The sequence below is a fragment of the Allobosea sp. 10L422 genome (genome assembly GCF_056395345.1).
The window spans coordinates 154,514-180,766 of record NZ_JBFTJI010000001.1; the positions used below are offsets into that span (position 1 = coordinate 154,514).

Genomic DNA, 26,253 nt, shown 5'->3' on the forward strand with positions numbered 1-26,253 from the left:
CCCCAAACGGCTGCAAGTACAACACAGCAAATATCGGCTGATCTCTACCGAATCGCTGAATGAGAGCATAGATGCCAAGAGTCGAAAGCCAATACCACAAGGCAGGCTTCAACTCGTGCGCCGAATGCCGATGCCTCACTCCGCCGCCTGCCGCTGCACCTTGCCCTTCTTGATCGGCCGGCGGTCGAGCACTTCCTTCAGGAAGCGCGCGGTGTGGCCCTTGCCGATGCGGACGATGTCCTCCGGCGTGCCCTCGGCCACCACCTGGCCACCGCCGTCGCCGCCTTCGGGGCCCATGTCGATCACCCAGTCGGCGGTCTTCACCACCTCGAGATTGTGCTCGATCACCACCACCGAATTGCCCTGGTCGACCAGCTCGTGCAGGACTTCCATGAGCTTGGCGACGTCGTGGAAATGCAGGCCGGTCGTCGGCTCGTCGAGAATGTAGAGCGTGCGGCCGGTGGCGCGCTTCGACAGTTCCTTGGAGAGCTTGACGCGCTGCGCCTCGCCGCCCGAGAGCGTCGTCGCCTGCTGGCCGACCTTGACATAGTCGAGCCCGACGCGGTGCAGCGTCTCCATCTTGTCACGGATCGAGGGGACCGCCTTGAACAGGATCTTGGCCTCCTCGACCGACATGTCGAGCACATCCGCGATCGATTTTTCGCGATACTTCACCTCGAGGGTTTCGCGGTCGTAGCGCTTGCCCTTGCAGACGTCGCAGGTGACGTAGACATCCGGCAGGAAGTGCATCTCGATCTTGATGACGCCGTCGCCCTGGCAGGCCTCGCAGCGTCCGCCCTTGACGTTGAACGAGAAGCGCCCGGCCTGATAACCGCGCGCCTTCGCCTCCGGCAGGCCGGCGAACCATTCGCGGATCGGCGTGAAGGCGCCGGTATAGGTCGCCGGGTTCGAGCGCGGCGTGCGGCCGATCGGCGACTGGTCGATGTCGATGACCTTGTCGAGATGCTCGATGCCCTCGATGCGGTCATGCGGGGCTGGGTGCTCGATCGACCCGTTCAGCTTGCGCGCCACCGCCTTGTAGAGCGTGTCGATCACCAGCGTCGACTTGCCGCCGCCGGAGACGCCGGTGATGCAGGTGAACAGGCCGAGCGGGATCTCGACATCGACATTGCGGAGGTTGTTGCCGCGCGCGCCCACGATCTTGAGCGAGCGCCCCTTCTGCGGCTTGCGGCGCTTGTCGGGGATCGCGACGCTCAGCTCGCCGGTGAGGTATTTGCCGGTGAGCGAATTGGGATCGTCGAGAATGTCCTGCGGCGTGCCCTTGGCGACGATCTCGCCGCCATGGATGCCGGCGCCGGGGCCGACATCGACGACATAGTCGGCCGTCAGGATCGCGTCCTCGTCATGCTCGACCACGATCACCGTGTTGCCGAGGTCCCTTAGCCGGCGCAGCGTGCCGAGCAGGCGCTCATTGTCGCGCTGGTGCAGGCCGATCGAGGGCTCGTCCAGCACATAGAGCACGCCGGTCAGGCCCGAGCCGATCTGCGAGGCCAGCCGGATGCGCTGGCTCTCGCCGCCCGAGAGCGTGCGCGAGCCGCGCGCCAGCGTCAGATATTCCAGCCCGACATCGAGCAGGAAGGTCAGGCGGTCGCGGATTTCCTTGAGGATGCGCGGGGCGATCTCGTTCTGCTTCTTCGACAGCCGCGAGGGCAGGGCGGTGACCCACTCAAGCGCGTCCTTGACCGAGAGCTGCGAGATCTCGCCGATATGGCGCATGTCGATCTTCACCGCCAGCGCCTCGGGCTTCAGGCGGAAGCCGTTGCAGGCGGCGCAGGGCGTCTCGGACATGAAGCGGCCGATCTCCTCGCGCGCCCAGTCCGACTCCGTCTCCTTCCAGCGCCGCTCCATATTGGTGATGACGCCCTCGAAGGGCTTCTTCACCTCGTAGCTGCGCAGGCCGTCATTATAGGCCATGCGCACGGCTTCTGTGCCCGTGCCGAACAGGATCGCCTTGCGGGCGCTCTCCGGCAGCTCGGACCAGGGCTTGGTCATGGAGAAGCCGAAATGCTTCGCGAGCGATTCCAGCGTCTGGCCGTAATAGGGCGAGGTCGACTTGGCCCAGGGCGCGATCGCGCCCTTCTTCAGCGTCAGCGCATGATCGGGGACGATCATGTCCGGGTCTATCCGCATCTCGTGGCCGAGGCCGTCGCAGACCGGGCAGGCGCCGAACGGGTTGTTGAACGAGAACAGCCGGGGCTCGATCTCGGGGATGGTGAAGCCGGAGACCGGGCAGGCGAACTTTGAGGAGAAGGTGACGCGCCGGGCATCGCCGTTCTCCTCCTTCTCATCGGCATATTCGAAGACGGCGATGCCGTCGGTCAGCTCCAGCGCCTGCTCCAGCGAGTCGGCCAGCCGCGCGCCGAGATCGGGCCGAATCACGATGCGGTCCACGACCACGTCGATGTCGTGCTTGAACTTCTTGTCCAGCGGCGGCGCGTCCGGGATCTCGTAGAACTCGCCATTGACCTTGACGCGCTGGAAGCCGCGCTTCAGCCAGTCGGCCATCTCCTTCTTGAACTCGCCCTTGCGGCCACGCACCACCGGCGCGAGCAGGTAGCCGCGCGTTTTCTCCGGCAGCTCGACCAGGCGGTCGACCATCTGCTGCACGGTCTGGCTCTCGATCGGCAGGCCGGTCGCGGGTGAATAGGGGATGCCGGCGCGCGCCCAGAGCAGGCGCATATAGTCGTGGATCTCGGTGACGGTGCCGACGGTCGAGCGCGGGTTCTTCGAGGTCGTCTTCTGCTCGATCGAGATCGCCGGCGAGAGCCCGTCGATCTGGTCGACATCGGGCTTCTGCATCATCTCGAGGAACTGGCGGGCATAGGCCGAGAGCGACTCGACATAGCGGCGCTGGCCCTCGGCATAGATCGTGTCGAAGGCGAGCGAGGACTTGCCCGAGCCGGAGAGGCCGGTGAACACCACGAGCTTGTCTCTGGGAATCGCGAGATCGACATTCTTGAGATTGTGCTCGCGCGCGCCGCGCACGGTGATGGCGCGGCTGTTCGGATCGGCCGCGCGGTTGCGGTCGAACATGTCTTCCAGCGCAGCAGCCTGGGCGGCGGCGGTATCGGTCTTGCGGGCCATCGGGGCGTCCGTTGCGGTGAAGCGCTACAGATAGGGCAAAAGCCGGGCCTTTCCAGCCTCGCGGCGATCTGCCCGGCATGAATAGCACGCAGCCGTCCCGGCTGCTGCCGTCGTCCTGACAGAAAGCGTCAGCAGCGGCGAGGGTCTGATATGGGGACCACTGGGCCGATCGCAATCGACTCCGGCGCGCCGTTGAATTATCTATAAATCATGACGAAGCCTGCCGACACCATCGCCGTCCGCATCGCCAGGGCTTTGGCGGAGCGGATCATCGCCGGAACGATCGAGCCGGGAGCGCGGCTGCGGCAGGACCATATCGCCGAGGAGTTCGAAACGAGCCATGTCCCGGTGCGCGAGGCGTTCCGGCGGCTCGAGGCGCAGGGGCTGGCGATCAGCGAGCCGCGGCGCGGCGTCCGCGTCGCCTCCTTCGACCTGTCGGAGGTGAAGGAGGTCGCGGCGATGCGCGCGGCACTGGAGGTTCTGGCGCTGCGCCATGCCGCGCCGCACCTCACCGCCGCCATTCTCGACCAGGCCGAGCAGGCCCGCCGCGACTGCGACGCCGCGACCGACGTCCGGGCCTGGGAGGAGGCGAATCGTCGCTTTCACCGCACGCTGGTCGCGCCCTGCGGCATGAAGCGCCTGCTCGCGACGATCGACGATCTGCATGCGGCGAGCGCCCGCTTCCTGTTCTCGGCCTGGCGCTCGGAATGGGAAGCCCGCACCGATCACGACCATCGCACCATCCTCAACGCGCTCCGCGGCAGCGATCTGGAAACCGCCACAGCGACGCTGGCGCGGCATGCCCAGTGGATCGGCGAGCGGCCTGTCCGCACCGCCTCGGGCGCGACGCGCGGGGCCTTCGCGATCGTTGGTTAGAGGGTACGCCAAAGCTGCGAATTCGGCCTTCGTAAGCTTCTTCCGGCAAGAGATTCTCGGGTCTCCGCTCTGCTCCGCCCAAGAATGACGCTTCGTCCGGACGCAGGATTTCCTGGCTTGCAGAGGCATCGCAAAGGGCGCGCTTGCCTTTTCCGATGAGATATGGGTTCTCTCATAGATCAAAGATCAGAATTATAGATAATTTTGATCACGACGAAGGAGTGACCATGACCGATCTTGCCCTCAGCCGTCCCTTCAGCCCGCTGCGGTTGGAAAGCCGCTCGCTCGCCTGGCGGGCGGGGGCCGTGATCGTCGGCAGCCTGCTGCTGGCGCTGTCCTCGCAGATCAAGGTGCCGATGTATCCGGTGCCGATGACGATGCAGACCTTCGCGGTGCCTCTGATCGGCGCGCTCTATGGTTGGCGCCTCGGCGCGGTCACCGTGATTGCGTGGCTGCTGCAGGGCTTCATTGGCTTGCCGGTCCTCGCCGGTGCCGCTGGCGGCGCGGCTTATTTCGCCGGCCCGACGGCGGGCTACCTGCTGGCCTTCCCCTTCGCCGCGGCTCTCGCGGGCTGGCTCGCCGAGCGCGGCTGGAACGGCAGCCGCGTCGGGCTCGCCTTCGCTGCGATGCTGGCCGGCAATGCGCTCTGCCTGGTGATTGGCGTGGCCTGGCTCGGCGTCCTCATCGGCCTGCCGAAGGCGATCGCCGTGGGCGCGACGCCCTTCATCCTCGGCGCCGTCCTGAAGTCGGCCCTCGCAGCGGCGACGCTGAAGGCCTTCGCGCCACGCGGCTGAGCCGGCGGGCCAGGGCTCCCCAATTATCATCCCGGCGGGCCTCAGCCTGCCGGGGGTTTCATCCAGCTCGATCAAGGCGCCGTCCGCGGGAATATCTCAGTCGGGGAGGGGTGCGCGATGCGAAATCGCGACGTCCCCAAGCTTGAGCTCCGACGCCGGCTGCGAACATGGCGCGCTGTCGCAATCTCCGCCTGAGTGCAGCAACCGCGCTTCCACCCGCGGCGTCGCGACCTTGCGGGTCAGTTCTTCATGCTGCCGAGAAGCCTGTCGGCCCCCCGCGCCAACAGCACGGCGTCGGACCCGCAGGCGACGAACGCAAAACCTTCAGCCAGCAGACTCTTCGCGAAGGCGGGATCGAAAACGAGCGTCCCGACCGGAATACCGGCGTCGATGAGCCGGCGCGCCGCCGGGCGGATGACCTCCCAGACGGCCGGATCATTCGGGCGGCCCAGCAGGCCGAGATCCGCCGCGATGTCGGCGGGACCGAAAAAGACGCCGTCCACGCCGTCGACCTGGCCGATTTGGAGGGCTTGCTCGATGGCGGCCCGCGTCTCGACCTGAACGATGACGGCGGTTTCCTCCTCGATCCGGCTGAAATAATCCGTCATGCGGGCGAAGCCATTGGCACGCGTGCAGCCGCTGACGCCCCGGATGCCACGCGGCGGGTAGCGCGTCGCCGCGACGGCCTGCCCGGCCTCTTCGGCCGTCTGGACCATCGGAAAGAGCAGGCCGGGCGCCCCGATATCGAGGAGACGCTTGATGAGGACGGCGTCATTCCAGTCGGGGCGCACGATCGGCGTCACGGGATGCGCGGCCAGAATCTGCAATTGCGTCATGACCGAAGCCAGGTCGTTGGGCGAGTGCTCGGTGTCTACCAGGAGCCAGTCGAAGCCGGCGCCAGCGACGGCCTCGGTGGCGTAGCCGCTGGCCAGGCTCAGCCAGAGGCCGATCTGCGGCTGCCCGCTGCGAATTGCGGCGAGGAACTTGTTGGAAGGCATTTTCATCGTTCAGCATTCCGAAAATGGGAGGCAGCTCCCGGGCTACCCCCGAGCCGGTCTCTAGCGGGGCAACTCGCCGCGCCGCGATATCGCGAGGACATCTGCCGCGCGGTTCTCGGCCAGGCCGTAATCGGCCTGCGCGACGTCGGCGGAGATGTATCCGAGGGCCAGGTCGCGCTCGACATTGCGCTGGTCCCGCTCTTCCGGCGCGCCATAGCCGGCGCCGCCGGGGAAGGCCATGACGACCCTGCGGCCATGCGGCACGAATTGCTTGCCCTTGCCCTTCATCGCCATGCCGTCGTCGAGCGCGATCGTCGTCGGCGCGCCGGCGCCGCCGCCGCGGCGACCGCGGGCAGGGTGATGGACCCGGTCGAACATCGCCTGGATGTCGAATTCGTAGCCTTCCCAGGCGCCGACCTCCATATGCTGGCCCAGGCCGCCGCGATGGCGGCCGCTGCCGCCGGAATCGGGCCGGAGTTCCTTGCGCCAGACGATCACCGGGCCGACCTGCTCGGTCGCCTCGACCGGCATAGTCATCACGCCGGAGGGGAAGGCGGTGGCGTTCATGCCGTCCAGCGCCGGCCGCGCGCCGGAGCCGCCGGAGTTGAAGGTCAGAACCTCCGCGCGCACGGGCTCGGCCGGCGGGGGCCCGTCGCTGCGCGGCCTCAGCGAGACCTGGAAGTTGCAGAGGCTGCCGGCCCCCTCGGCCGGGACGAGGCCGGGCAGGAGCTTGTCGAGCGCGTCGTAGATCGTGTCCGGCACCATGTGGCCGATGATATGGCGCAGCGCCACCGGCGCCGGCCAGACCGCGTTCACGATGGTATTCTCCGGGGCGGTGATGCGGAAAGGCTCCAGCGAGGCCGCGTTGTTCGGGATCTCCGGCGCGATCGCGCATTTCAGCGCGTAGCAGGTATAGGCCTTCGTATAGACCAGCGGCACATTGATGCCGTTCTTGTCGACGCCGGAGGTGCCTGCCCAATCGCAGAGCACGCCATCGGCCTCGATGGAAATCTTGACGCAGAGGTCGATCGGACGGCTGTAGCCGTCGATCCGCATATGGCCCTCGGCCTGGCCGCGCGGCAGCGCCGCGATCTTGTCGAGCGTCGCCTGGCGCGAATTGCTCAGGATGAAGTCGGAGATGCCGGCGAGGTCGGCCAGCCTGAACTCGACGATCATGTCGATCAGGCGGCGATGGCCGATCTCGTTGCACGTCGCCAGCGCGTAGACGTCGCCGACGAGCTGATCGGGTTCGCGGACATTGCCGCGGATGATAGTGACCAGCGTCTCGTTGACCGTGCCGCGGTCGACGAACTTCATGATCGGGATATGCAGGCCTTCCTCATAGACCGAGTTGGCGTCGGCGCCGAAGCCGCGCCCCCCGATATCGACGATATGGGCGGTGCAGGCGAAAAAGCCGACGAGGTGGCCGCGGTGGAAGGACGGGCTGACGACGGTGATGTCGTGCAGGTGGCCGGTGCCCTCCCAGGGGTTGTTGGTGATGTAGACATCGCCTTCGGCGATGTTCTCGCGCCCGATCCGGCGGATGAAATGCGCGACCGCATCGGCCATGGCGTTGACGTGGCCGGGCGTGCCGGTCACCGCCTGAGCCAGCATCTCGCCCTTCTCGTTGTAGACGCCGGCCGAGAGGTCACCGGCTTCGCGCACCGAGGTCGAGAAGGAGGTGCGGATCAGCGCCTGGGCCTGTTCCTCGACGACCGAGATCAGGCGGTTCCACATGACCTGATAGGCGACCTTGGAGATATCAGACATGGGCGGGCTCCTTCCGCGCGGCGACGGAGGCGGTAGGCAAGGCTTCGGCGAGGCGGATGTCGATGCAGCCGTCGTTCAGCGTGACGCCCATGCGGCTCGACGGCAGGACGATGGTGGTCTCGTCTTCCGTGATGATGCCGGGGCCGCTGACCGTGCTGCCGGCGGGCAGGGCGGTGCGGCTATGGGCATCGGCCGTGACGCGGCGGCCGAGCCCCGCATCGAACACGGAACGGCTGCCGTCCGCCGGCGCATCGCGCATTTCCGCCAGGGGCGCGACCGGGGCGATCGCGGCTTGCGGCGTATGGGCATTGACCGACCAGACGGTGATCTCGGCGGCGAGGCCCTTCACCGTGCGGCCGAAGAGATTGGCGTATTCGTGCTCGAAGCGCTGCAGGATGACGGCGGGATCGGCGGCGCGGGCTTCCTCCGGCGTCAGCGTCACCGGGATTTCCCAGCCCTGGCCGGCATAGCGCATATAGACCTTGTATTCGGCCTGGATCGCGCCGGCCCAGCCGCAGGACCGCACGACCCGCATCGCTTCCTCCTCCATCTCGTCGAAGAGCCTGGCCACGCGCGCCGTGTCGAACTGGGCAAGACGCATGAACAGCGTGCGGTTGGCCTCGAAGCTGAACGGCGCCCGCAGGAAGCCGATGGCCGAGCCGACGCCGGCTCCCGGCGGTACGAGGCAGCTGCTGATGCCGAGCTTCTCGCAGAGCCGGCCCGCATGCAGCGGGGCGGCGCCGCCGAAGGCGATCATCGTGTATTCCGACAGGTCCTCGCCGTTCTCGACGGCATGGACGCGGGCGGCGTTGGCCATGTTCTCGTCGACGACCTCGGCGACGCCCCAGGCGCTTTCCTCGGCGTCCATGCCGAGCCTGCCGCCGATCTCGCCCTTCAGCGCGCTGGCCGATTCATCCGCGAAGAGCGGGATCGTGCCGCCCGCGAAGTTCTGGGGGTCGATCTTGCCGAGGATGACGTCGGCATCGGTCACGGCGGGGCGCGTGCCGCCGCGGCCGTAGCAGGCGGGGCCGGGCTCCGAGCCCGCACTTTCCGGGCCGACCCGGATCTGGTTCATCGAATCGACATGGGCGAGGCTGCCGCCGCCGGCTCCGATCTCGACCATATCGATCACCGGGATCGAGATCGGCATGCCCGAGCCCTTCTTGAAGCGATAGGTGCGGGCCACCTCGAAGACGCGGGCGGTCTTCGGCGTGTAGTTCTTGATCAGGCAGATCTTCGCGGTGGTGCCGCCCATATCGAAGGACAGCACCTTCTTCAGGCCATGCCGGGCGGCGATGTCGGCGGCGAAGACCGCGCCGCCGGCCGGGCCGGATTCGACGAGGCGTACCGGGAATTCCGAGGCGCTCTCCAGCGAGATGATGCCGCCGCCGGAATGCATCAGGAAGATCGGGCAGACGGCGCCTTCCGCCGCGAGGCGCCCCTTCAGCCGGACGAGATAGCTCTTCATCAGCGGCTTGATGTAGGCGTTGGCGATCGTCGTGTTGAAGCGCTCGTATTCGCGCATCTGCGGCGAGACTTCCGACGAGAGCGAGACCATCGCGCCGGGCAGCCGCTCGGCCAGCACGTCATAGATCAGCCGCTCATGGGCATCGTTGACGTAGGAATGGAGCAGCCCGACCGCGACGCTCTCATAGCCGGCCTCGCGAAGCTCGTCGGCCAGTGCCTCGACCGCGGCGCGATCGAGCGGGATCAGGACCTTGCCGCGTGCATCCATGCGCTCCCTGACGGTGTAGCGGCGGTTGCGTGGCAGCAGCGGCTCCGGCAGCGTCAGATTGAGGTCGTACTGCTCGAAGCGGCTTTCGGTCCGCATCTCGATGACGTCGCGGAAGCCTTCCGTGGTGATCAGGGCGGTCTTGGCGCCGCGCCGCTCGATCAGCGCATTGGTCGCCAGCGTCGTGCCATGGATGATCTGCCCGACGGCGGAAGCCGCGATGCCCGCCTTGGAGCAGACCCTGTGCATCCCCTCGATGATCGCATCCTCGGGCGCTGAATAGGTCGTCAGTACCTTCGTCGAGTATCTCTGCCCGCCCTGTTCGAGCACGACATCCGTGAAGGTTCCCCCGATATCGACGCCCAGGCGGGCCCCGAGAATGGACATGGCTCACTCGCCTCCGTTGTCTGAGGGAGGAAAGATGGAATGGGCAGCCGATGCCGTCGAATTATTATTTTCTATATAACTCGATAAGATAACTTTATCGCTTGAATCAGCGCGCGGCTGCCTCCATGGGCCGCCGCGCATCGCCCTGATGATGCCGTGCAGCCCTTTCGCCGGCGAGCTCGGCGGCCCGCTTCAGCAGAAAACTGGCAGGCGTATGAGCGTATGACGCGGTGAAGATCAGCGCGCTGGGCTTCCACTCATAGGGGAATTCCACAAGCTCTCCCGTGTCGAGGAGCCTTTCGACGAGCGTCTGCGACATCGGTGCGATGCCGAGGCCGTCGATGGTCATCTGCAGGCTGGCTGCGAGACTGCTCGACGGCACGATCCGAACCGGCCTCTCCCAGTTGTCTCGAAAATGCGCGGAGAGCTCGACGAAATGGCGCGTGTTGCGCGCATGGGTCAGGATCGTATGCGAGGCCATCGTCGCCAGATCCGAGCCGACGAGCCCGAGCCGTGGCGAGGCCACCCACAGATAGGGTACGGAGCCGAGATCGACATTGGTGATGTTGAAGTTCGAGATCGGGCCGTTCAGTAGGCACAGGTCGAGCGAGCGCGAAACCAGCTCCTCACGCAGGTTGATCGTCAGGTCGACCCTCAGCTCGACATCGACGTTCGGGAAGACCTGCCGCAGGTCGAGCAGATAGTCGCGCAGCCAGGTCTGGGCGATGAGCTCGGCGACGCCGAGCCTGAGAATGCCAATCTGCTGATCGGAGCGGATCGACTGTTGCGAGAACTCCTCCGAGGCTTGCAGCACGCGCTCGGCTTGCCCCAGCAGGGAATGGCCGATCGGCGTCAAGGCGATCGAGCCGGAGTCGCGATGGAACAGCCGCACCCCCAAAACGGATTCGAGCTGAGAGATGCGCACCGAGATATTGGGCTGGGTCGTATTCAGGCGTTCCGCCGTTGCCCTGAAGCTGCCGAGCTTGGCCACCCAAACGAAGCTTTCGAGCTGCTTCAACGTCCAGTTCGGCATCCGCCTCCATAGCCTCCAGACAAGCAATTTTCGGGCCGCACCATCGGCCAATAAACAAAATCTATCGCAACAACAGATAATTTCAATTGGATGCTATCGCGATAACGCGCTCGACTGACCTTTAGCCGCCGATCGAGCCTCGGCCCGGTTCCGGCTCCTGAAACTCGCGCGGGTCTCGCCGCAGCGGGACAAGAACGAGGGGAACCATGAACCGCAGAGCCTTGATTGCGTCCGCCGCCCTTGCGTTGAGCCTCGGGCTGGCCGCTCCCGCCACCGCCCAGACGAGCTGGACGATGGCCTCCGGCTATCCGGAAAGCAGCTTCTTCACCCAGAACATCCGACAGATGATCAAGGAGATCGAGGAGAAGAGCGGCGGCAAGCTCAAGATCGATCTGCGCTCCAACGACAGCCTGATCAAGCTCGATGCGGTGAAGCGCGCCGTCCAGTCCGGCCAGATCCAGATCGGCGAGATCCGCCTCGGCGTCTACGGCAACGAGGCGGCGATGTACAATCTCGACAACATCCCCGGCGTTGCGACGACCTACGACCAGGCCACCAAGCTGACGGAGGCCCAGGCTCCGTTCTTCGACGGAATGTTCAAGAAGAACGGGCTGCGCGCCATTTCCTACGTCGCCTGGCCGGGGCAGGGCTTCTACACCAAGGAGCCGCTGAAGGGGCTCGCAGACCTCAAGGGGCAGAAGCTGCGGATCTATTCCAAGCAGACCCAGATCATGGGCGAGAAGCTCGGCATGGAAGCACTGATCCTGCCCTTCGCCGAGGTGCCGCAGGCCTTCTCGACCGGCATGATCCAGTCGCTCTGGACCAGCGCCCAGACCGGGACCGACGTCCAGATCTGGGATTACGTCAAGCACTTCACCTATACCGGGACGATGCACAACAAGAACGCGATCCTGGTCAATGAGCGCGCGTTCCGCCAGCTCGATCCGGCAACGCAGAAGGTGGTGCTCGAAGCCGGCGAGGCCGCGACCAAGCGCGGCTGGGAGATGTCGAAGAAGGCCGGCGAGGAGCGGGAGAACGTCCTGAAGGGCCATGGCGTGACGATCGCCCAGTCGCCGAAAGACGTTCTCGACGCCATCGCAGCCGCCGGCAAGGGCATGGTCCAGGACTGGCTGGCCACGGCCAGCGCCGAGGAGAAAGCCGTTTACGAAACCTATCAGAAGAGCCTCAACTGACGGCCCGCCTGCGCGCCATCCATTCCATGAACAGTGGCCAGCGGGGTGACCGGTGATACGTGGGGTTCTCGACAGGTTCTATGAGGCGTGCGGCTATCTCGCCGCCGTCTTCATGGTCGGCATCGGGCTGGCCATCGTCGCCCAGATCGTCGGACGGATGCGGGGCGTCACGATAGACGCCACCGAGGCGGCGGGCTTGTGCCTGGCGGCCTCGACCTTCTTCGGCCTCGCCCACACCTTCCGGCGCGGCGGCCATGTTCGCATCAATCTGATCGTCGACCGTCTGCCGAAGCGTTGGCGGCGGGGCGTCGAGCTCTTCAACTGCTTGCTGGGCACGGTGGTCGTGTCGTTCCTTGCCTGGCATGTCAGCGCGCTGGCGCTGCAATCGCGTGAATTCAACGATGTCAGCCCAGGCCTGCTGGCGATGCCGTTCTGGATACCGCAAACCGGCGTCGCCTTGGGCGTGACCGCGCTGGCGATCGCCTTCATCGACGAGCTCCTCTGGCTCCTGACCGGCGGCAAGCCTCGCTACGAGGCACCCGACGAGATCGAACTCGACAGGCCGGTGGCATAGGGGCCGATGATGGACACGACCGTTCTTGCTTCGCTGGTCCTTGCCGGCTCCCTGCTCCTGCTGCTCGCGGGCGGCGTCTGGGTCGCGCTCTCGCTGCTCACCGTCGGCATGGTGATGATGGGGCTCTTCACCAGCGCGCCGATGGGCTCGCTGATCGCCTCGACGCTCTGGGATTCGAGTTGGGGGTGGGCGCTGACCTCGCTCCCGCTCTTCATCTGGATGGGCGAGATCCTGTTCCGCTCCAAATTGTCGGCGGACATGTTCCAGGGGCTGGCGCCCTGGGTGTCGCGGCTGCCGGGCCGGCTGCTCCATGTCAACGTGCTCGGCTGCGGCATCATGGCGGCGGTCGCCGGTTCGTCGGCGGTGACCTGCGCTACGATCGGGCGCATCAGCGTGCCTGAGCTGGAGAAGCGGGGCTATCCGCTCAACATGACCATAGGCACGCTGGCGGGCTCCGGTACGCTCGGCCTGCTGATCCCGCCCTCGATCATCATGATCGTCTATGGCGTGACGGCCGAGGTCTCGATCGCGCGGCTTTTCATCGCCGGCGTCCTGCCCGGGCTGCTGCTGATGGCGCTCTTCATGGGCTATACGGCGATCTGGAGTCTGCTGAACCCCGACAGGATGCCGCCGGCCGAGCCGCCGGTGCCCTTTCTGGAAAAGATCTACCGCTCGCGGCGTCTGATCCCGGTGGCGCTTCTGATCGGCTCGGTCGTCGGCTCGATCTATGGCGGCATCGCCACCCCGACCGAGGCCGCGACCATCGGCGTGATCGGAGCGCTCATCCTCGCAGCGGTCGGTGGCGGGCTCACCCGGCAGAACTTCATGGAAGGGCTGATGGCGGCCATGCGGACCTCCTGCATGATCTCCTTCATCATCGCCTGCGCCGCCTGTCTGACGATCGCCGTCGCCTTCGTCGACATCCCCCGGTCTCTGGCGAGCTGGGTCGAGGCCATGCACCTCTCGCCCTATGCGCTGCTGGCGGTGTTGGCCGTGTTCATGTTGATCCTCGGCTGCTTCCTCGAGGGCATCTCGATCATCGTGCTGACCTCCTCGGTGATGCTGCCAATGGTGCAGGCGGCCGGCATCGACCTGCTCTGGTTCGGCATCTTCGTGGTGATCCTGATCGAGGCGGCGCAGATCACCCCGCCGGTCGGGTTCAACCTGTTCGTGCTGCAGAGCATCACCGGCAAGAACATCCTGGCGGTGACGAAGGCGGCGATCCCCTATTTCTGCGTGCTGATGCTGCTGCTCGTGCTCATCACTTTGTTCCCGCAGATCGTGACCGCCTTGCCGAAGATGATGGCGGGCTGACGGGGCGGAGCGTATCCGCCTGCGGGCGGACACGCGATACCTGCAAATCGCAAGTCAGGATGGCTGGTCGCGCGTCGGTCCGTTCGCGCGCCCGGATGCTGACGAGGATGTCCAGCCGTCAGCCGGCACCAAACGAACGTCGGCGCCGCCATGCGCCGCCGCGGACAAGGCCGGAACGCCGCCGGGCGATGCCTCGATCGCCTGGGTGACAAGCCGGTACTTCACGGTCGTCAGCGCCAGACCTCGCGCCCAGTCGACCACGTCATTCCACGGGTCGACGATCCGTGCGGTCGCGGACAGAAAGGTGACGACGGTCGCGATCTCGGTCTGTCCCTGGATGACCAGAATGCAGCCGATCCCGAGCACCAGCAGGTTGCCCAGGGAATAGGTCAGGTTCATCAGGAAGTTGAGAGAGAATTTGATCTCGAACATGCCGAGGTTGATCGTGAAGACCTCGTCCAGTCGACGCGCGCTCGATTCCGCTCTCGACGGAGACAGGATCTCCTCGCCGAAGCGCCGCAGAATGCGGGTTCGCTGCGCGACGCGTCGGTTGATCGCCCGTTGCATCAGCGGCACGAACACGAATTGCGGCATCAGGATCAGAAGGCTGACGACCATCATCTTGAGGTCGAGCACGGCGAGATAGATGAAGACGCTCGCCAGAAAGCCGATCTCGACGATGGGAAGGCTGAGGCTAGAGCCGACGAACGCGCCGATGTCGTCGGCTTCCCCAAGGATCATGGCGAGGCCGGTTCCATTGGTGAGGGCGGAGTCCTCGGCGTCCTGGCCCTCCAGCCTGCGGGTCACCACGAGGCGCAGATCCCGCGTCGCGCATTCGCCAAGCCAGGCGCGGTAGATGTTCATGGCCAGCTTCGCCAGCCCGAACGTCAGCAGGAGGGCGAATTGCAGCGCGACGAGAGTCAGGATCGCGGAGAGGCTGCCGGCATGGACGGCCGCGTCGATGATGCGCCGCTGCGTTTCGATCGGAGCGGCATTGAGAAGGAAGACGGCGACGGACAGCGCACAGACCGCCGCCTGATGCCAGCCGCCCGAGCAGAGGACGAAGCGCAGGAACGAGGAGGGCAGGGCGAAGCCCTGCGCATGCGGGGGCGGGGGCTCGGCTATCGCCGCGATAAAGTGCGAGAACTTCATGGAATGAGCACCGCCGCACCTTGCAACTTCCCGCTGCGCAGTGCGGACAGCGCCTCATTTGCCTGGTTCAGCGGGTAGATCGTCGTTTTGGTTGCAATGCCGGCCTGCCGCGCAACAGACAGAAATTCGCGGCCATCGGCCCGCGTGAGATTGGCGACGGAGACCAGCTCGCGCTCCTGCCACAGCAAGTCGTAGCTGAAGCTCGGGATGTCGCTCATGTGGATGCCGCCGCAGACGACGCGCCCACCCTTGACCACAGCACTCAGCGCCAGCGGCACGAGCGCTCCGACAGGCGCGAAGATCAGTGCGGCGTCGAGGGGCTCGGGAGGCTTTTCCTCGGAGCTGCCGGCCCAGCGAGCGCCGAGCGAGCGCGCATGGGCCTGCGCCGCCTCGTCGCCCGGGCGCGTGAACGCGTAGACCTCGCGGCCCTGCCAACGGCAAATCTGCGCCAGGATATGAGCGGCCGCCCCGAAGCCGTAGAGGCCGATCCGCCGCGCTGCCCCCGCGCTGCGCAGGCTCCTCCATCCGATCAGTCCCGCGCACATCAGCGGCGCGGCGGCGACGGGATCGGGAAAATCGTCCAGCGGGAAGACGTAGGCCGCGTCGGCGACGACATGAGTGGCGAAGCCGCCGTCGCGCGTATAGCCGGTGAACTCCGGAGCGTCGCAGAGGTTTTCCCGGAGGCTGCGGCAATAGGGGCAGTGTCCGCAGGTGTGCCCGAGCCAGCCGACACCGACACGCCTTCCCAGAAGTGCGTCGGCGGTGCCCGGCCCGAGCAAATCGACCCGGCCGACGATCTCGTGACCGGGCACGCGCGGGCATTGCAGGCCCGGCAACTCGCCGTCGACGACATGCAGGTCCGTGCGGCAGATCGCACAGGCCTCGACCCTGATCCGCAATTCCCCGGAGCGCGGTATCGGATCGGGGCGCCGCTCCTCGACAAGCGGTTGGCCAGGAACCTTCAGAACCATCGCTTTCATCGGCTTCTCCGGCCAACGCGCAACGGAAGGATGCCGGCGCGATGCCGAGCCGGCCTTGATCAAGCTCAAGGATTATACGGCTCTCAAGGCGAATCTTGGCGAAGAGTTTCCGCCGGTGCCGCGGACAATCCCGTCCACTCGGCCGTTCCGCCTGGCGCCGTGCCCGGCACATGCCCGAATGCGCACATCCTGCCAAAGAGCGCTGGGCGGAGCAGCCTGACGGCAGTCAGCTGCAGAAAGCTGGCGGATGAGCCGTCCGAGCTGCCTTGCGGGCGCTCAGACGGGCTCCAAGGGCAGCCTCTCAGGCCGCGGCCTTCCGGGGGCCCGGCCAGTTCGACGTGTCTTGGGCGCTGATCCCGGTCCAGGCATCCATATTCCGGCGGGCGAGCGTCGACAGCTTCTCGGCTTCGTCGGCGTAGGCGCCTCCGATACCCCTGGCAAAATCCTGATGAACGTCGACCGCCTGAGCGATCTCCTTGCAACGGCCGAGCTTGGCGCAGAATTCGGCCTGGGCCTGCATTCGGCGCCCCATGAAGGCCAGGACTTCGGAGACCATGGCGAACTGGGTTTCCCAGAGCTTCTGCGGCAGCACGGTCGCCGAGCCGAACTGCGCTTTGACGAGTTGCATGCCTTCATCGATCATGGCGGTGGCCCCGTTCTGGTCGGCGGGAAGGGAGTCGGAGACAGGCTTCATCGTAGGCATGTGAACCTCCTGCGTTGTCTCAGCCGCCTGAGCTGCGGCAGTGCGGAGTTTCCTCGGGGCGCGTCGCCCGGTCCTTGACGCATCGCAAATTCGGACCGCGGCCGAGGTTTTTCGATGGCTTCCTTCAGTGCCGGCATCCTGATGTATCGCCTGGCGGAAGAGGGCGCAGAGGTTCTGCTCGTCCATCCGGGCGGCCCGTTCTGGCAGCGCAAGGATCTTGGAGCCTGGTCTATCCCCAAGGGCGAGGCGCAGCCGGGCGAGACAGCACAGGAGACTGCGCGGCGGGAATTCACGGAAGAAGTGGGGGCGGCGCCCGACGGCCCTCTCATTCCGCTCGGGTGCATTCGGCAACGGGCGGGGAAGGTCGTCGAAGCCTTTGCGCTGAGGGGGGACCTTGCCGCGGAGCAAAGTCGCTGCACCAGCGAGGCCGAGATGGAATGGCCGCGCGGCAGCGGCCATATCCGCCGCTTTCCCGAAATCGACAGGGCGGCGTGGTTTTCGCTTCCCGAGGCTCGGCGGCGCATCCTGGAGGCGCAGGCCGAGCTTCTCGATCGCCTCGAGAAGAAGCTGGCCGACGAAGGCGATCGAGCCTGACCGCCGCTCGACGTCATGATCGCGGTGCGCTGGCGCGATGCAGCGGCGTGCGGCCCGAGCGGTCGCCGAGCCGGGCTTGATCTGGCGCAAACGCCGGCTCTTGCGTTCGGAGTATGATCGGCACTCCATCGTCCGCGGAGGTAGCCCATGAAAACGGCAATCACGCACGGGCCGGAATCCTGCAGGTCAGACCCGCCCAGGTTCACGATCGAGACCGCTCAGGACTATGCGCTCGCGAGGCACCGCATCAAAGCGCTCCTCGTACAGGATGGAACCAGTTTCCGGGAGTTGGAGGCGCTCAAGGACGCAGTCCGCGATTGGAAGTTGCGCCATCCTGCGCATGAACAGGGCAACTGAAGCGACACCAATATTCGCGTTCGCCCCGCGAAGCTGCGCTTGTTTCGGCGTTCGTCAAGGCCGCGCGGTCGATATCCTGCGCATGCTCAGGGATATGACCGCGCACGGATGGCGGCAGATCCGCATGGCTCACATAGGGTATGAACAAATTGCCGCAACTTGCTGCTACATATGTCCTCGCGGACAAGACCTGCGACCGGCCGTCTCGAACGCCAACAAGGCAAGCCGGCGTCGTCCCGAGACAATTCGCCTCGGCGGCCAGCCTCGATACCCGCATTGAGACGCGCTTCCCTTCTAGGCGCCGGTCAGAAGCCGTTCTATCGCGTGGATCGGATGCTTGGTCAGGTCTTTGTCGACCTCTGCGACGATGCGAGAGCGCGATTGCTCGTCGAGGTGCTGCCGGAGCACTGCGAGGATACGCGGGGGCGCCACCAATACGATGCCTCGCGAGCGGCCGGACTGGCTGGCAAGATTGAGGGCAGCCGCGGTTTCGCGTGCGAACTGCTTCTCCGCCAGGTCATGCCAGTCTGTTTCGTCGGTCGCGCTGGTGGGCGCGACGGCATTTTGCATGCGACCGGGCCGATCCGCTCCCTGCTGACCGTTCGGCGGGTTTGGCGAGGCCTGCTTGATCTGCTCGACTTCGAGCTTGAGGAGCGTCGGGCTGCCTTCGTTTCGCAGAAACATCGCCTTGCGGGCATCGCAGATGATCACCCATGCGTCGTGCGGAATCCGTAGGTTCATGGCGTTGCTCCTTGCGATGACCGGGGCGGCTTCAGCGGGAAATAATCTCGCGAACGAGGCTGATAAAGGCGCGCAAATGCAGCAAGAAAGAGAAGGCAGGCTTTTCGTCCAGTTGGTTGACGATTGCCGGGGCACGGTCGCGCCAGTTTCGCCAGGAGCGCCCGACCTTGGCGATCCAGCCACATGCGCTCGCTTCGGGCATGGCAGCCCCCTAAGGTGCAACCAGCTCAGATAATCGCAGCGCCGCCCCCCGGTCCTTGATCCGCGTCAAGGACGAAAACCGATCGAGGACGCGAGACGATTGGCGGCCAGCTCATCCTGAAATCGTTCCGCTTTGCAGGGGCGTCAGGCCGTCGATATTGACAAGCATCAATGTCGTTTTTGGGGACTGAAGAATAGTGGCTCGTCCGAGGGGAGCCTTGTCATGCAGGTTGCCAGCCAGAATGAAACGATCTGCTATCTCGGATCGTGCGATGCTTTCGGAGGCGGCGCGGAGTGGATGGAGATGGTCTCCACCCACATCTCGATCGTCCTGCTGATCGGCTCCCGGGCCCTCAAGCTGAAACGACCCGTCAAGCTGCCCTATGTCGATCTGTCGACGCCGGAACGACGCTTGGCGATGTGCGAGCAAGAACTGCTGCTGAACCGCCGGACCGCTCCCGACCTCTATCGCGCGGTCCACCGGATCACGCGGGAGCAGAACGGCGATCTTGCGCTGAACGGCCGGGGCGAATTGGTCGATGCCGTCCTGGAAATGGAACGCTTCAACGACAATTTCCTGTTCGATCGGATGGCAGAGAGAAAGCATCTCACCGCGCCCGACATGGCTGCGCTCGCCGGTGCGATCGCGCGATTTCATCGCGCGGCGCCCATCTCGCCGGACGGCGAGGGCGCAAGGCGGATGGAGCGCGTGCTGTCGGTCAATGAGCGAGCTTTCGCCAATGCGGAGCTTCTCCCGCATCGCGAGGTCGAACCGGTGATCGCGGGGTGCCGCGAAGCGCTCGCGCGCCATGCCAGCTTGCTGAACCAGCGGGCACGGCAGGGAATGGTTCGGCGCGGGCATGGCGATCTGCATCTGCGCAACATCTGCCTGTTCGAGGGCAAGCCGTTGCTCTTCGATTGTCTCGAGTTCGATGAGGATCTGGCGACCGTGGATATCCTCTACGATCTCGCCTTCGTTCTCATGGACCTCTGGCACCGCAAGCTCGAGACACTCGCGAACGTCCTCTTCAATCGCTATCTCGATGCCATCGACGACGAGTCCGGCCTGTGCCTGCTACCGTTCTTCATGGCGGTGAGGGCCGCCGTGCGCGCGCATGTGACCGCAGTGGATAGCGGCAGACCGAAGGCCTCGCGATTGGCCGAGGCACGCGCCTATCTCCAGCTCTGCCGCAACCTTCTGAAGGCGCGGTCCCCTGTGCTGGTCGCGGTCGGCGGCTATTCCGGCTCCGGGAAATCGACGCTTGCGGCGAAGCTCGCGCCATCGCTTGGGCCGCCGCCGGGGGCCCGCATCGCCGCGAGCGACCGCATTCGGAAGAAGCTGTGCGGCGTCGCCCCAGAGATCCGCCTGTCGGCGGATGGCTATAGCGCTGACGTTTCCGCCCGGACCTATGCCGCGATGATGCAGGTTGCAGAAGCGACGCTGGCGCAAGGTCACGCGGCCGTCGCGGATGCCGTCTTCGATCGGCGCGTGGACCGGGAACGGATCGGCGAGGTGGCTCGCCATGCAGGCATGCCGTTCTGCGGCCTCTGGCTGCAGGCGCCGCAAGAGACGCTGGTGCGACGGGTCTTGGCGCGCTGTGGCGATCCCTCCGACGCCACGCCCGGCGTCGTGATCGACCAGATTGCCCGGCATGGCGCGGCGACGGAATGGACGAGGATCGCGGCCGAGGAGAACATCGACGGCGTGCTTCGAAGCACGTTCGAAGAGGCGCCGGCGTTGAAATACCTGCACGATATGGGTCGATAGCATCTCCGTCCCAAGTGGTGCCTGCGCGGCATCAGGCGGTGATCTCGTCCGCGAAGATCGTACGACCGCGCTCCCCGGCAAAATACTGCCTGAGCCAGGGATCCTTGTGCTTGAGCAGATCCTGTAGCGACCCGAGGGCGATGACTTTGCCGTGCGCGATGGCCGCGACCCTGTCGCAGGTCGTATGAAGGCTGCTCAGGTCATGAGTGATCATCATCACCGTCAGGTTCAAGCTCGCCTTCAGGGTCAGCAAAAGCTGATCGAACGCATCGGCCGCGATCGGATCGAGCCCTGACGTCGGCTCGTCGAGAAACAGGACCTCGGGATCGAGGGCGAGGGCACGTGCCAGGGCCGCCCGCTTGGTCATGCCACCAGAGAGCTCGGCGGGATATTTTTCCGCTGCATCTGGCGGCAATCCGACCAGATCGAGCTTGAGGATTGCCATCTCGGCGAGCAGGCTCGGCGACAGATGCAGGAGCTCGCGCATCGGCAGCTGGATATTCTCGGCGATCGTCAACGATGAGAACAGGGCGCCTTGCTGGAACATGACGCCGCAGCGCTGTTCGAGCAATCGCCTCTCGTTCTCCCGCAGATCATCGATGTTCCTGCCGAAGAGCTCGATGACGCCGCTTCGCTTGGGCACAAGGCCCAGAATGGTGCGTGCCAGGACCGACTTGCCGGATCCGGACGCGCCGATCACGCCGAGAACCTCGCCGCGCATGACGTCGAGGTCGAGATGGTCCAGCACGGTCTTGTCGCCGAACGCGACTGCAAGGTCCCGAACGCGGATGGCGACCTCACCGCTGTCCGGAGCCATGTCTCGTTCGGTCGAAGCCATGGATAACTCTCCGGCTGCGCACCATCATACACCCGAGCCGCAGGTGCTGCCGATCGGATAAGCCGGCAGACCAACGGCTGCGGTTGCGCTAGTGCGCGAGGAAAAGCGGCACGGGAGCGCTGTCGAGCAGATCCGCAGTCACGCCGCCCAGCACCCACTCCCTGAAGCGCGAATGACCGTAGGCTCCGGCGACGATCAGGTCTGCCGAGATCCTGCGGGCTTCGGCCAGGATGGCGTCGCCCGCGGAGGTTTCGGTGTCGAGAACGGTCGCCGTCGCCTCGACGCCGTGACGGACGAGATGGGCGCAGATGTCGGCGAGGACTTCGGCGCCGCCCATCCGTCCGTGGGCTTCCTCCCGGACCGTGACGACATGGACCTGCGTCGCCTGAACGATCAGAGGCAAAGCCTCGGCCACGGCGCGGGCGCTTTGCCGCGTGTCGGTCCATCCGACAAGGACGGTCTGGATCGCGGAACGCGGCAGGGCCTTGGGCGGCACGAGGTAGAGCCCTCTTCCGCCATCGAACATGACGCGCTCGAGCAGGGGACGCCAGCGTGCCTGACTATCGTCGCGCGGGCAGGTCGCGATGAAGAGGTCGTTCCAGCGGGCTTCCGTGGCGACGGCCTGTTCGAGGATACCGGGGAAAGCATCGACACGGCGCAACTCATGCGCAGGGTCGAGGCGCGTCAATCGCTGGCGCAGCCGCTTCTCGCTGGCATCTCCTTCCTCGGTTACGTCATCGACCAATTGCCCGATGGCGGAGGTGCCGAATTCACCGACGAAAATGGCAGGGTCGGGCAGGAGATTGGTAAAGACCCCGGTGAGGCGGGCACCGTGCCGCGCCGCGAGCGCTTCAGCGTGAGCCAGGCGGACCTCATCTTCCGGCGAACCGTCCAGATGAACCGCGATGTCGCGATAGGCAGCGTTGCCGGCGGCTCGTGCCTTCGCCGAGGCGCCTGACGATTGAGTGAAGTCCTTCATGCCAACCTCCGCATCGATAGCGCTGTTCATGGCGCCTATCGAGCAGCGGAAACAGGCCGGCCGCATTGATTCTCATCAAAACGAGACAGGGGTTCCCGGCGTTTGCGCTGAATCAAATGCAGCGGCGCGGATTCGCGGCAAGCTGGGGCTACGAAACCACAACGGCGATTTCGGAGAGCGAACATGCCGCCAATGCTTCAGTCCAGCGCATTGTCCGCTCCGGGGGCCGGGCGGACGAGCCGCCCCAAGATGATGTGCGCCGCCGTCTTCCGAGAGCCAGGCCGCATCGAGCTCGAAGACAAGCCGATTCCGGATGTCGGGCCGCTCGACGCGCTGCTGCGCATCACGACCACGACGATCTGCGGCACCGACATCCATATCCTCAAAGGCGAGTATCCGGTCGCACGCGGCCTCACCATCGGCCATGAGCCAGTCGGCGTGATCGAGAAGCTGGGATCCGAGGTGAGGGGCTTCCGGGAGGGCCAGCGCGTGATCGCCGGTGCGATCACGCCGTCCGGACACAGCGCCGCCTGCCTCTGCGGCTGCGCCTCGCAGGATGGCCCTGGCGAGCGCCACGGCTTCAAGGCGATGGGTGGCTGGCGCTTCGGCAATACCATCGACGGGGCGCAGGCCGAATATCTGCTCGTGCCGGACGCCATGGTCAATCTCGCCCATGTGCCTTCCGGTCTGACCGACGAGCAGGTGCTGATGTGTCCCGACATCATGTCGACCGGCTTCTCCGGTGCCGAGAGCGGCGGCGTGAGGATCGGCGACTGCGTCGCGGTCTTCGCGCAGGGACCGATCGGGCTATGCGCCACGGCCGGAGCGCGCCTGATGGGGGCGACCCGGATCATCGCCGTGGAGAGCATCCCCGAGCGGCAGGCCGTGGCACGCAGGCTGGGAGCCGACGAGATCGTCGATTTCTCGAAGAGCGACCCGGTCGACGAGATCATGCGGCTGACGGAGGGCAGGGGCGTCGACGTCGCGATCGAGGCGCTTGGACGGCAGGAAACTTTTTCCGCGGCGTTGCGCGTGCTGCGGCCGGGCGGAACGCTCTCGTCGCTGGGCGTCTATTCCAGCGACCTGACGATCCCGCTCGGGGCTTTCGCCGCGGGCCTCGGCGACCACCGCATCGTCAGCACGCTCTGTCCCGGCGGCAAGGAGCGGATGCGGCGCCTGATCGAGGTCGTCGCTTCCGGCCGCGTCGATCTGGAGCCGCTGGTCACGCACCGATACCCGCTGGAGCGCATCAAGGACGCTTACGAGCTGTTTTCCCATCAGCGTGACGGCGTGCTCAAGGTTGCCATCACGCCGTAAGCGGCAGAGCCATGGACCAGCGCGTCACGCCATCGCCGGTTCAGCAGCCGGTTCTCGTTCTGGCCGACGAACCGACGGGCAACCTCGACAGCAAATCGGCCGATGGCGTGTTCGGGCTGATGCGCGAGGCGAATGGGCGCTCCGGCACCGGCTTTTTGATGGTGCCCCACAGCATGGATCTGGCCCGCCGCCGCGACAGGATCATCACCGCGATCGATGGGAGCATCAGCGGGAGCCCGGGATGACCATGGAACCAGCGAAAGCGGCGGCGGCAGGCGAGGGCGAGTTCTGGCGGGAAGGCCGCTGCGCGTCGCTGCAGCGCCTCGGGGCGACTCCGGATGGCTTGAGCGATGCGGAGGCGGCCGAGCGTCTGCGCCGCTGCGGACCCAATCTCGCGGTGGCCAGCCTGCGGCGCGGATTGCCGTTCAAGATCGCCAAGCGGCTTGTCGAGCCTCTGATCGCGATCCTGCTGATCGCCGCGTTGATCTCGGGCGTTACGGGCGATTGGCAGAGCCTGATCATCATCGTCCTCATCGTGCTGGCTTCGATCGCTCTCGATGTCTTCCAGGAGACCCAGGCCGAGAACGCCGTCGATGCCTTGCGGCGCACCGTTGCGGTTCAAGTCACGGCCGTTCGGAGCGGGCGGCCGGTCGAGATTCCGGTAAGGGAGGTGGTGGCAGGCGACGTGGTCGCGCTCCGTGCCGGCGATCTGATCCCGGCCGACGGGCTGATCCTCGAGAGCCATGACGCGATGGCCGACGAGGCGGTGCTCACGGGCGAGCCCTTTCCCGTCGAGAAGCTGGCCGCGGAATCCGACCGAGGCAACGACGGAACCGATACCGCGCTCTTCGGCGGAACGAGCCTCGTCGCCGGCGAGGCCAGGATGCTCGTGGTGGCGACGGGTGCCGATACGCGGCTAGGTTCGATCTCCCGCTCCATGCAGGCGAGCGAGCCGCCGACGGCCTTCGAACGGGGCGTTCATGGCCTCGGAATGCTGATCCTGCGCCTCACCGGCTTCCTGGTTCTGTTCGTCCTGCTGACGCAGCTCGTGCGGCACGGTCTGTCGATCGAGAGCTTCCTGTTCGCCGTCGCGCTTGCCGTCGGCCTGACGCCGGAGCTGCTGCCGGTGGTGATGACGGTGACGCTCGCGCGCGGTGCCCTGCGGATGGCTGCGCGCAAGGTCGTCGTGAAGCGCCTCTCCGCGATACACGATCTCGGCGCGATGGACGTCTTGTGTACCGACAAGACGGGGACGCTGACGGAAGCGCGGATCGCCCATGTCGGGAGCTTCGGCTGCGACGGCATCGAAAATGCCGACGTGACCGCGCTCGCGAGGGTGAACAGCCGCTTCTGCAGCGGGCTGCGCAACAACCTCGACACCGCCCTGCTCGCCGGCTCAGAAGACGATGACGGCTCCTGGCGTCCTCTGGCCGATCTGCCTTTCGATTTCGAGCGGCGCCGCTCCTCGGTCCTCGTAGCGAGAGGCGACGAACGGGAGATGATCGTCAAAGGCGCTCCCGAGGCCTTGCTCGCCTTATGCGACCGGTTCGAGGCAGCGGATGGCAATGCCGTCAGGCTTGAGGACGCGGCCAGAAGCCGGCTGCTCGCCCTCATCGATGCCAAGGGCGCGCAGGGGCTGCGCCTGCTCGGCATCGCCCGCCGATCCATGGCGCCGGGAACCGATGCGCTGGTCCGCGAAGACGAGGCCGGGCTCGTCTTTGCCGGCTGCGCCGCCTTCATCGATCCGCCGAAGACCTCGGCAGGCGCAGCCGTTCGCCAGCTCGCGGCGGCCGGCGTGCGCGTCAAGGTGATCTCCGGCGATGCGGCTCCCGTCGTCCGCCATCTGGCGGAAACGCTGGCGCTCCCGTCGCGCGGCCTGATGACGGGCGAGGAGATCGCGGCATTGGGTGACGCTGCGCTTGCCGCCCGGATCGGCAACATCGACTTGTTCGTCCGGGTCGCGCCGGAGCAGAAGGCGCGCATCGTCCTGGCGCTGCGCAGGGCAGGGCACACGGTCGGCTTCATCGGCGACGGCATCAACGATGCGCCGGCCATCCACGCCGCCGATGTCGGCCTGTCCGTCGAGGGCGGCACGGAAGTCGCGCGCGAGGCGGCCGCGATCGTCCTCCTCGCGCCCGATCTCGGCGTGCTCGCGCAGGGCATCGCCGAGGGGCGGCGCACCTATGCGAACATCATGAAGTATGTCCGTATGGGCACGAGCTCGAATTTCGGCAACATGCTCTCGATGGCACTGGCCTCGATGGTGCTGCCGTTCCTTCCGCTCAACCCACTGCAGATCCTGGTCAACAATATCCTCTACGACCTCTCCGAGGTCGGCATCCCCTTCGACGAGGCCGATCCCGCCGACCTCGAGCGACCGCGACGCTGGGACATGAACGCCGTCCTGCGTTTCACGCTCGTCATGGGCCCGCTCTCCTCACTGTTCGACGCCGCGACATTCGCCGTTCTGCTCGGCGTTTTCGGCGCCGGTGTGGAGATGTTCAGGACCGCATGGTTCGTCGAGTCGATCCTGACACAGATCCTGGTGATCTTCGTCATCCGCACGGCGGCTCCCTGCTGGCGCAGCCGGCCGCACCGCTTCCTTGTCGCAACCTCGCTGGGCGCGCTGGCGATCGCGTTGATCCTGGCGCTGACGCCGGTCGGACGCCCGCTCGGTTTCATAGGGCTGCCGATGCCGATCCTACTGTCCATTCTGGCCATCGCGGCCTTCTATCTCGTCCTCGCCGAGCTGCTGAAGCCGCTGGCGATGCGTGCCGGCACCGGCAGGGGAAAGCCCCGCGCTGCCGGCGCCGCCATGCGCCGCCGCGCCCGGCCGTTCTGAGCGGC

At 66.0% G+C, this 26,253-nt stretch carries 23 protein-coding genes; 11 read left to right on the forward strand and 12 right to left on the reverse strand.

Annotation, left to right across the window (positions count from 1 at the left end; genetic code table 11):
• Window positions 1–135: 135 nt before the first annotated feature.
• On the reverse strand, window positions 136–3,054 hold the full coding sequence (gene uvrA / locus AC1DEZ_RS00750) for an excinuclease ABC subunit UvrA (RefSeq protein ID WP_476778760.1): 2,919 nt from the start codon (window positions 3,052–3,054) through the stop codon (window positions 136–138).
• A 261-nt stretch (window positions 3,055–3,315) separates the two neighbouring features.
• On the opposite strand from uvrA, the gene AC1DEZ_RS00755 reads away from it, so the two are divergent.
• Together AC1DEZ_RS00755 and AC1DEZ_RS00760 are read left to right on the forward strand one after the other, a co-directional pair.
• The gene (locus AC1DEZ_RS00755; RefSeq protein ID WP_476778223.1) at window positions 3,316–3,981 is read left to right on the forward strand and encodes a GntR family transcriptional regulator; all 666 of its coding nucleotides are present in this window, start codon (window positions 3,316–3,318) and stop codon (window positions 3,979–3,981) included.
• 227 nt (window positions 3,982–4,208) lie between these two features.
• Window positions 4,209–4,775 (forward strand): biotin transporter BioY, encoded by a 567-nt coding sequence (locus AC1DEZ_RS00760; protein ID WP_476778224.1) that lies wholly within the window; start codon window positions 4,209–4,211, stop codon window positions 4,773–4,775.
• A 239-nt stretch (window positions 4,776–5,014) separates the two neighbouring features.
• Here the strand turns inward: AC1DEZ_RS00760 and AC1DEZ_RS00765 are convergent, their stop codons facing one another.
• From AC1DEZ_RS00765 to AC1DEZ_RS00780, 4 genes are all read right to left on the reverse strand, one after another.
• Window positions 5,015–5,779 carry an HpcH/HpaI aldolase family protein gene (locus AC1DEZ_RS00765; RefSeq protein WP_476778225.1) on the reverse strand — a complete coding sequence of 255 codons (765 nt, stop codon included), beginning with the start codon at window positions 5,777–5,779 and terminating at the stop codon, window positions 5,015–5,017.
• A 54-nt stretch (window positions 5,780–5,833) separates the two neighbouring features.
• Complete coding sequence (locus tag AC1DEZ_RS00770) at window positions 5,834–7,543, reverse strand: hydantoinase B/oxoprolinase family protein (protein WP_476778226.1); 1,710 nt, start codon at window positions 7,541–7,543, stop codon at window positions 5,834–5,836.
• The gene (locus AC1DEZ_RS00775; protein WP_476778227.1) at window positions 7,536–9,662 is read right to left on the reverse strand and encodes a hydantoinase/oxoprolinase family protein; all 2,127 of its coding nucleotides are present in this window, start codon (window positions 9,660–9,662) and stop codon (window positions 7,536–7,538) included. Before AC1DEZ_RS00775 ends, AC1DEZ_RS00770 begins: the two co-directional genes overlap by 8 nt.
• A 106-nt stretch (window positions 9,663–9,768) precedes the next feature.
• The gene (locus AC1DEZ_RS00780) at window positions 9,769–10,695 is read right to left on the reverse strand and encodes a LysR family transcriptional regulator (RefSeq protein ID WP_476778228.1); all 927 of its coding nucleotides are present in this window, start codon (window positions 10,693–10,695) and stop codon (window positions 9,769–9,771) included.
• Between the two features lie 206 nt (window positions 10,696–10,901).
• On the opposite strand from AC1DEZ_RS00780, the gene AC1DEZ_RS00785 reads away from it, so the two are divergent.
• From AC1DEZ_RS00785 to AC1DEZ_RS00795, 3 genes are read left to right on the forward strand one after another with little or no spacing between them, the layout of a single operon-like run.
• A complete protein-coding gene (locus AC1DEZ_RS00785) occupies window positions 10,902–11,888 on the forward strand; it encodes a TRAP transporter substrate-binding protein (RefSeq protein ID WP_441513404.1) in 987 nt (328 codons plus the stop codon).
• 52 nt (window positions 11,889–11,940) lie between these two features.
• A complete protein-coding gene (locus tag AC1DEZ_RS00790) occupies window positions 11,941–12,462 on the forward strand; it encodes a TRAP transporter small permease (RefSeq protein ID WP_441513403.1) in 522 nt (173 codons plus the stop codon).
• Window positions 12,463–12,471: 9 nt separating this feature from the next.
• Complete coding sequence (locus AC1DEZ_RS00795) at window positions 12,472–13,776, forward strand: TRAP transporter large permease (protein ID WP_476778229.1); 1,305 nt, start codon at window positions 12,472–12,474, stop codon at window positions 13,774–13,776.
• A gap of 54 nt (window positions 13,777–13,830) precedes the next feature.
• On the opposite strand, the gene AC1DEZ_RS00800 is transcribed toward AC1DEZ_RS00795, so the two are convergent.
• From AC1DEZ_RS00800 to AC1DEZ_RS00810, 3 genes are all read right to left on the reverse strand, one after another.
• A complete protein-coding gene (locus tag AC1DEZ_RS00800; RefSeq protein ID WP_476778230.1) occupies window positions 13,831–14,928 on the reverse strand; it encodes an ABC transporter ATP-binding protein in 1,098 nt (365 codons plus the stop codon).
• Window positions 14,925–15,908 carry a zinc-dependent alcohol dehydrogenase family protein gene (locus AC1DEZ_RS00805; RefSeq protein ID WP_476778231.1) on the reverse strand — a complete coding sequence of 328 codons (984 nt, stop codon included), beginning with the start codon at window positions 15,906–15,908 and terminating at the stop codon, window positions 14,925–14,927. The genes AC1DEZ_RS00800 and AC1DEZ_RS00805 overlap by 4 nt, the downstream gene beginning before the upstream one ends.
• A 301-nt stretch (window positions 15,909–16,209) precedes the next feature.
• Entirely contained in the window at window positions 16,210–16,611 is a 402-nt protein-coding gene (locus AC1DEZ_RS00810) for a phasin family protein (RefSeq protein ID WP_476778232.1), read from the reverse strand.
• A gap of 114 nt (window positions 16,612–16,725) precedes the next feature.
• Here AC1DEZ_RS00810 and AC1DEZ_RS00815 point away from each other — a divergent pair, with 114 nt between their 5' ends.
• Entirely contained in the window at window positions 16,726–17,205 is a 480-nt protein-coding gene (locus tag AC1DEZ_RS00815; RefSeq protein ID WP_476778233.1) for an NUDIX hydrolase, read from the forward strand.
• Between the two features lie 147 nt (window positions 17,206–17,352).
• Complete coding sequence (locus AC1DEZ_RS00820) at window positions 17,353–17,562, forward strand: hypothetical protein (protein ID WP_476778234.1); 210 nt, start codon at window positions 17,353–17,355, stop codon at window positions 17,560–17,562.
• Between the two features lie 294 nt (window positions 17,563–17,856).
• Here AC1DEZ_RS00820 and AC1DEZ_RS00825 read toward each other — a convergent pair whose 3' ends face one another.
• Both AC1DEZ_RS00825 and AC1DEZ_RS00830 read right to left on the reverse strand, forming a co-directional pair.
• Entirely contained in the window at window positions 17,857–18,303 is a 447-nt protein-coding gene (locus AC1DEZ_RS00825; RefSeq protein ID WP_476778235.1) for a host attachment protein, read from the reverse strand.
• Between the two features lie 31 nt (window positions 18,304–18,334).
• A complete protein-coding gene (locus AC1DEZ_RS00830) occupies window positions 18,335–18,505 on the reverse strand; it encodes a hypothetical protein (protein ID WP_441513396.1) in 171 nt (56 codons plus the stop codon).
• A 222-nt stretch (window positions 18,506–18,727) separates the two neighbouring features.
• On the opposite strand from AC1DEZ_RS00830, the gene AC1DEZ_RS00835 reads away from it, so the two are divergent.
• Complete coding sequence (locus AC1DEZ_RS00835) at window positions 18,728–20,272, forward strand: bifunctional aminoglycoside phosphotransferase/ATP-binding protein (protein WP_476778236.1); 1,545 nt, start codon at window positions 18,728–18,730, stop codon at window positions 20,270–20,272.
• A 31-nt stretch (window positions 20,273–20,303) separates the two neighbouring features.
• On the opposite strand, the gene AC1DEZ_RS00840 is transcribed toward AC1DEZ_RS00835, so the two are convergent.
• Both AC1DEZ_RS00840 and AC1DEZ_RS00845 read right to left on the reverse strand, forming a co-directional pair.
• Window positions 20,304–21,110, reverse strand: a complete 807-nt coding sequence (locus AC1DEZ_RS00840) for an ABC transporter ATP-binding protein (protein ID WP_476778237.1) — start codon at window positions 21,108–21,110, stop codon at window positions 20,304–20,306.
• An 88-nt stretch (window positions 21,111–21,198) separates the two neighbouring features.
• Window positions 21,199–22,119, reverse strand: coding sequence for a universal stress protein (locus AC1DEZ_RS00845; protein ID WP_476778238.1), 921 nt, complete (start codon window positions 22,117–22,119; stop codon window positions 21,199–21,201).
• 162 nt (window positions 22,120–22,281) lie between these two features.
• Between AC1DEZ_RS00845 and AC1DEZ_RS00850 the strand changes: the two genes are divergently transcribed.
• From AC1DEZ_RS00850 to mgtA, 3 genes are read left to right on the forward strand one after another with little or no spacing between them, the layout of a single operon-like run.
• Window positions 22,282–23,406: an NAD(P)-dependent alcohol dehydrogenase gene (locus AC1DEZ_RS00850; RefSeq protein WP_476778761.1), complete on the forward strand. Its 1,125-nt coding sequence runs from the start codon at window positions 22,282–22,284 to the stop codon at window positions 23,404–23,406.
• A gap of 11 nt (window positions 23,407–23,417) precedes the next feature.
• Window positions 23,418–23,651, forward strand: coding sequence for a hypothetical protein (locus AC1DEZ_RS00855; protein ID WP_476778239.1), 234 nt, complete (start codon window positions 23,418–23,420; stop codon window positions 23,649–23,651).
• Window positions 23,648–26,248, forward strand: coding sequence for a magnesium-translocating P-type ATPase (gene mgtA / locus AC1DEZ_RS00860; protein ID WP_476778240.1), 2,601 nt, complete (start codon window positions 23,648–23,650; stop codon window positions 26,246–26,248). The genes AC1DEZ_RS00855 and mgtA overlap by 4 nt, the downstream gene beginning before the upstream one ends.
• The last annotated feature ends 5 nt before the right edge of the window (window positions 26,249–26,253 follow it).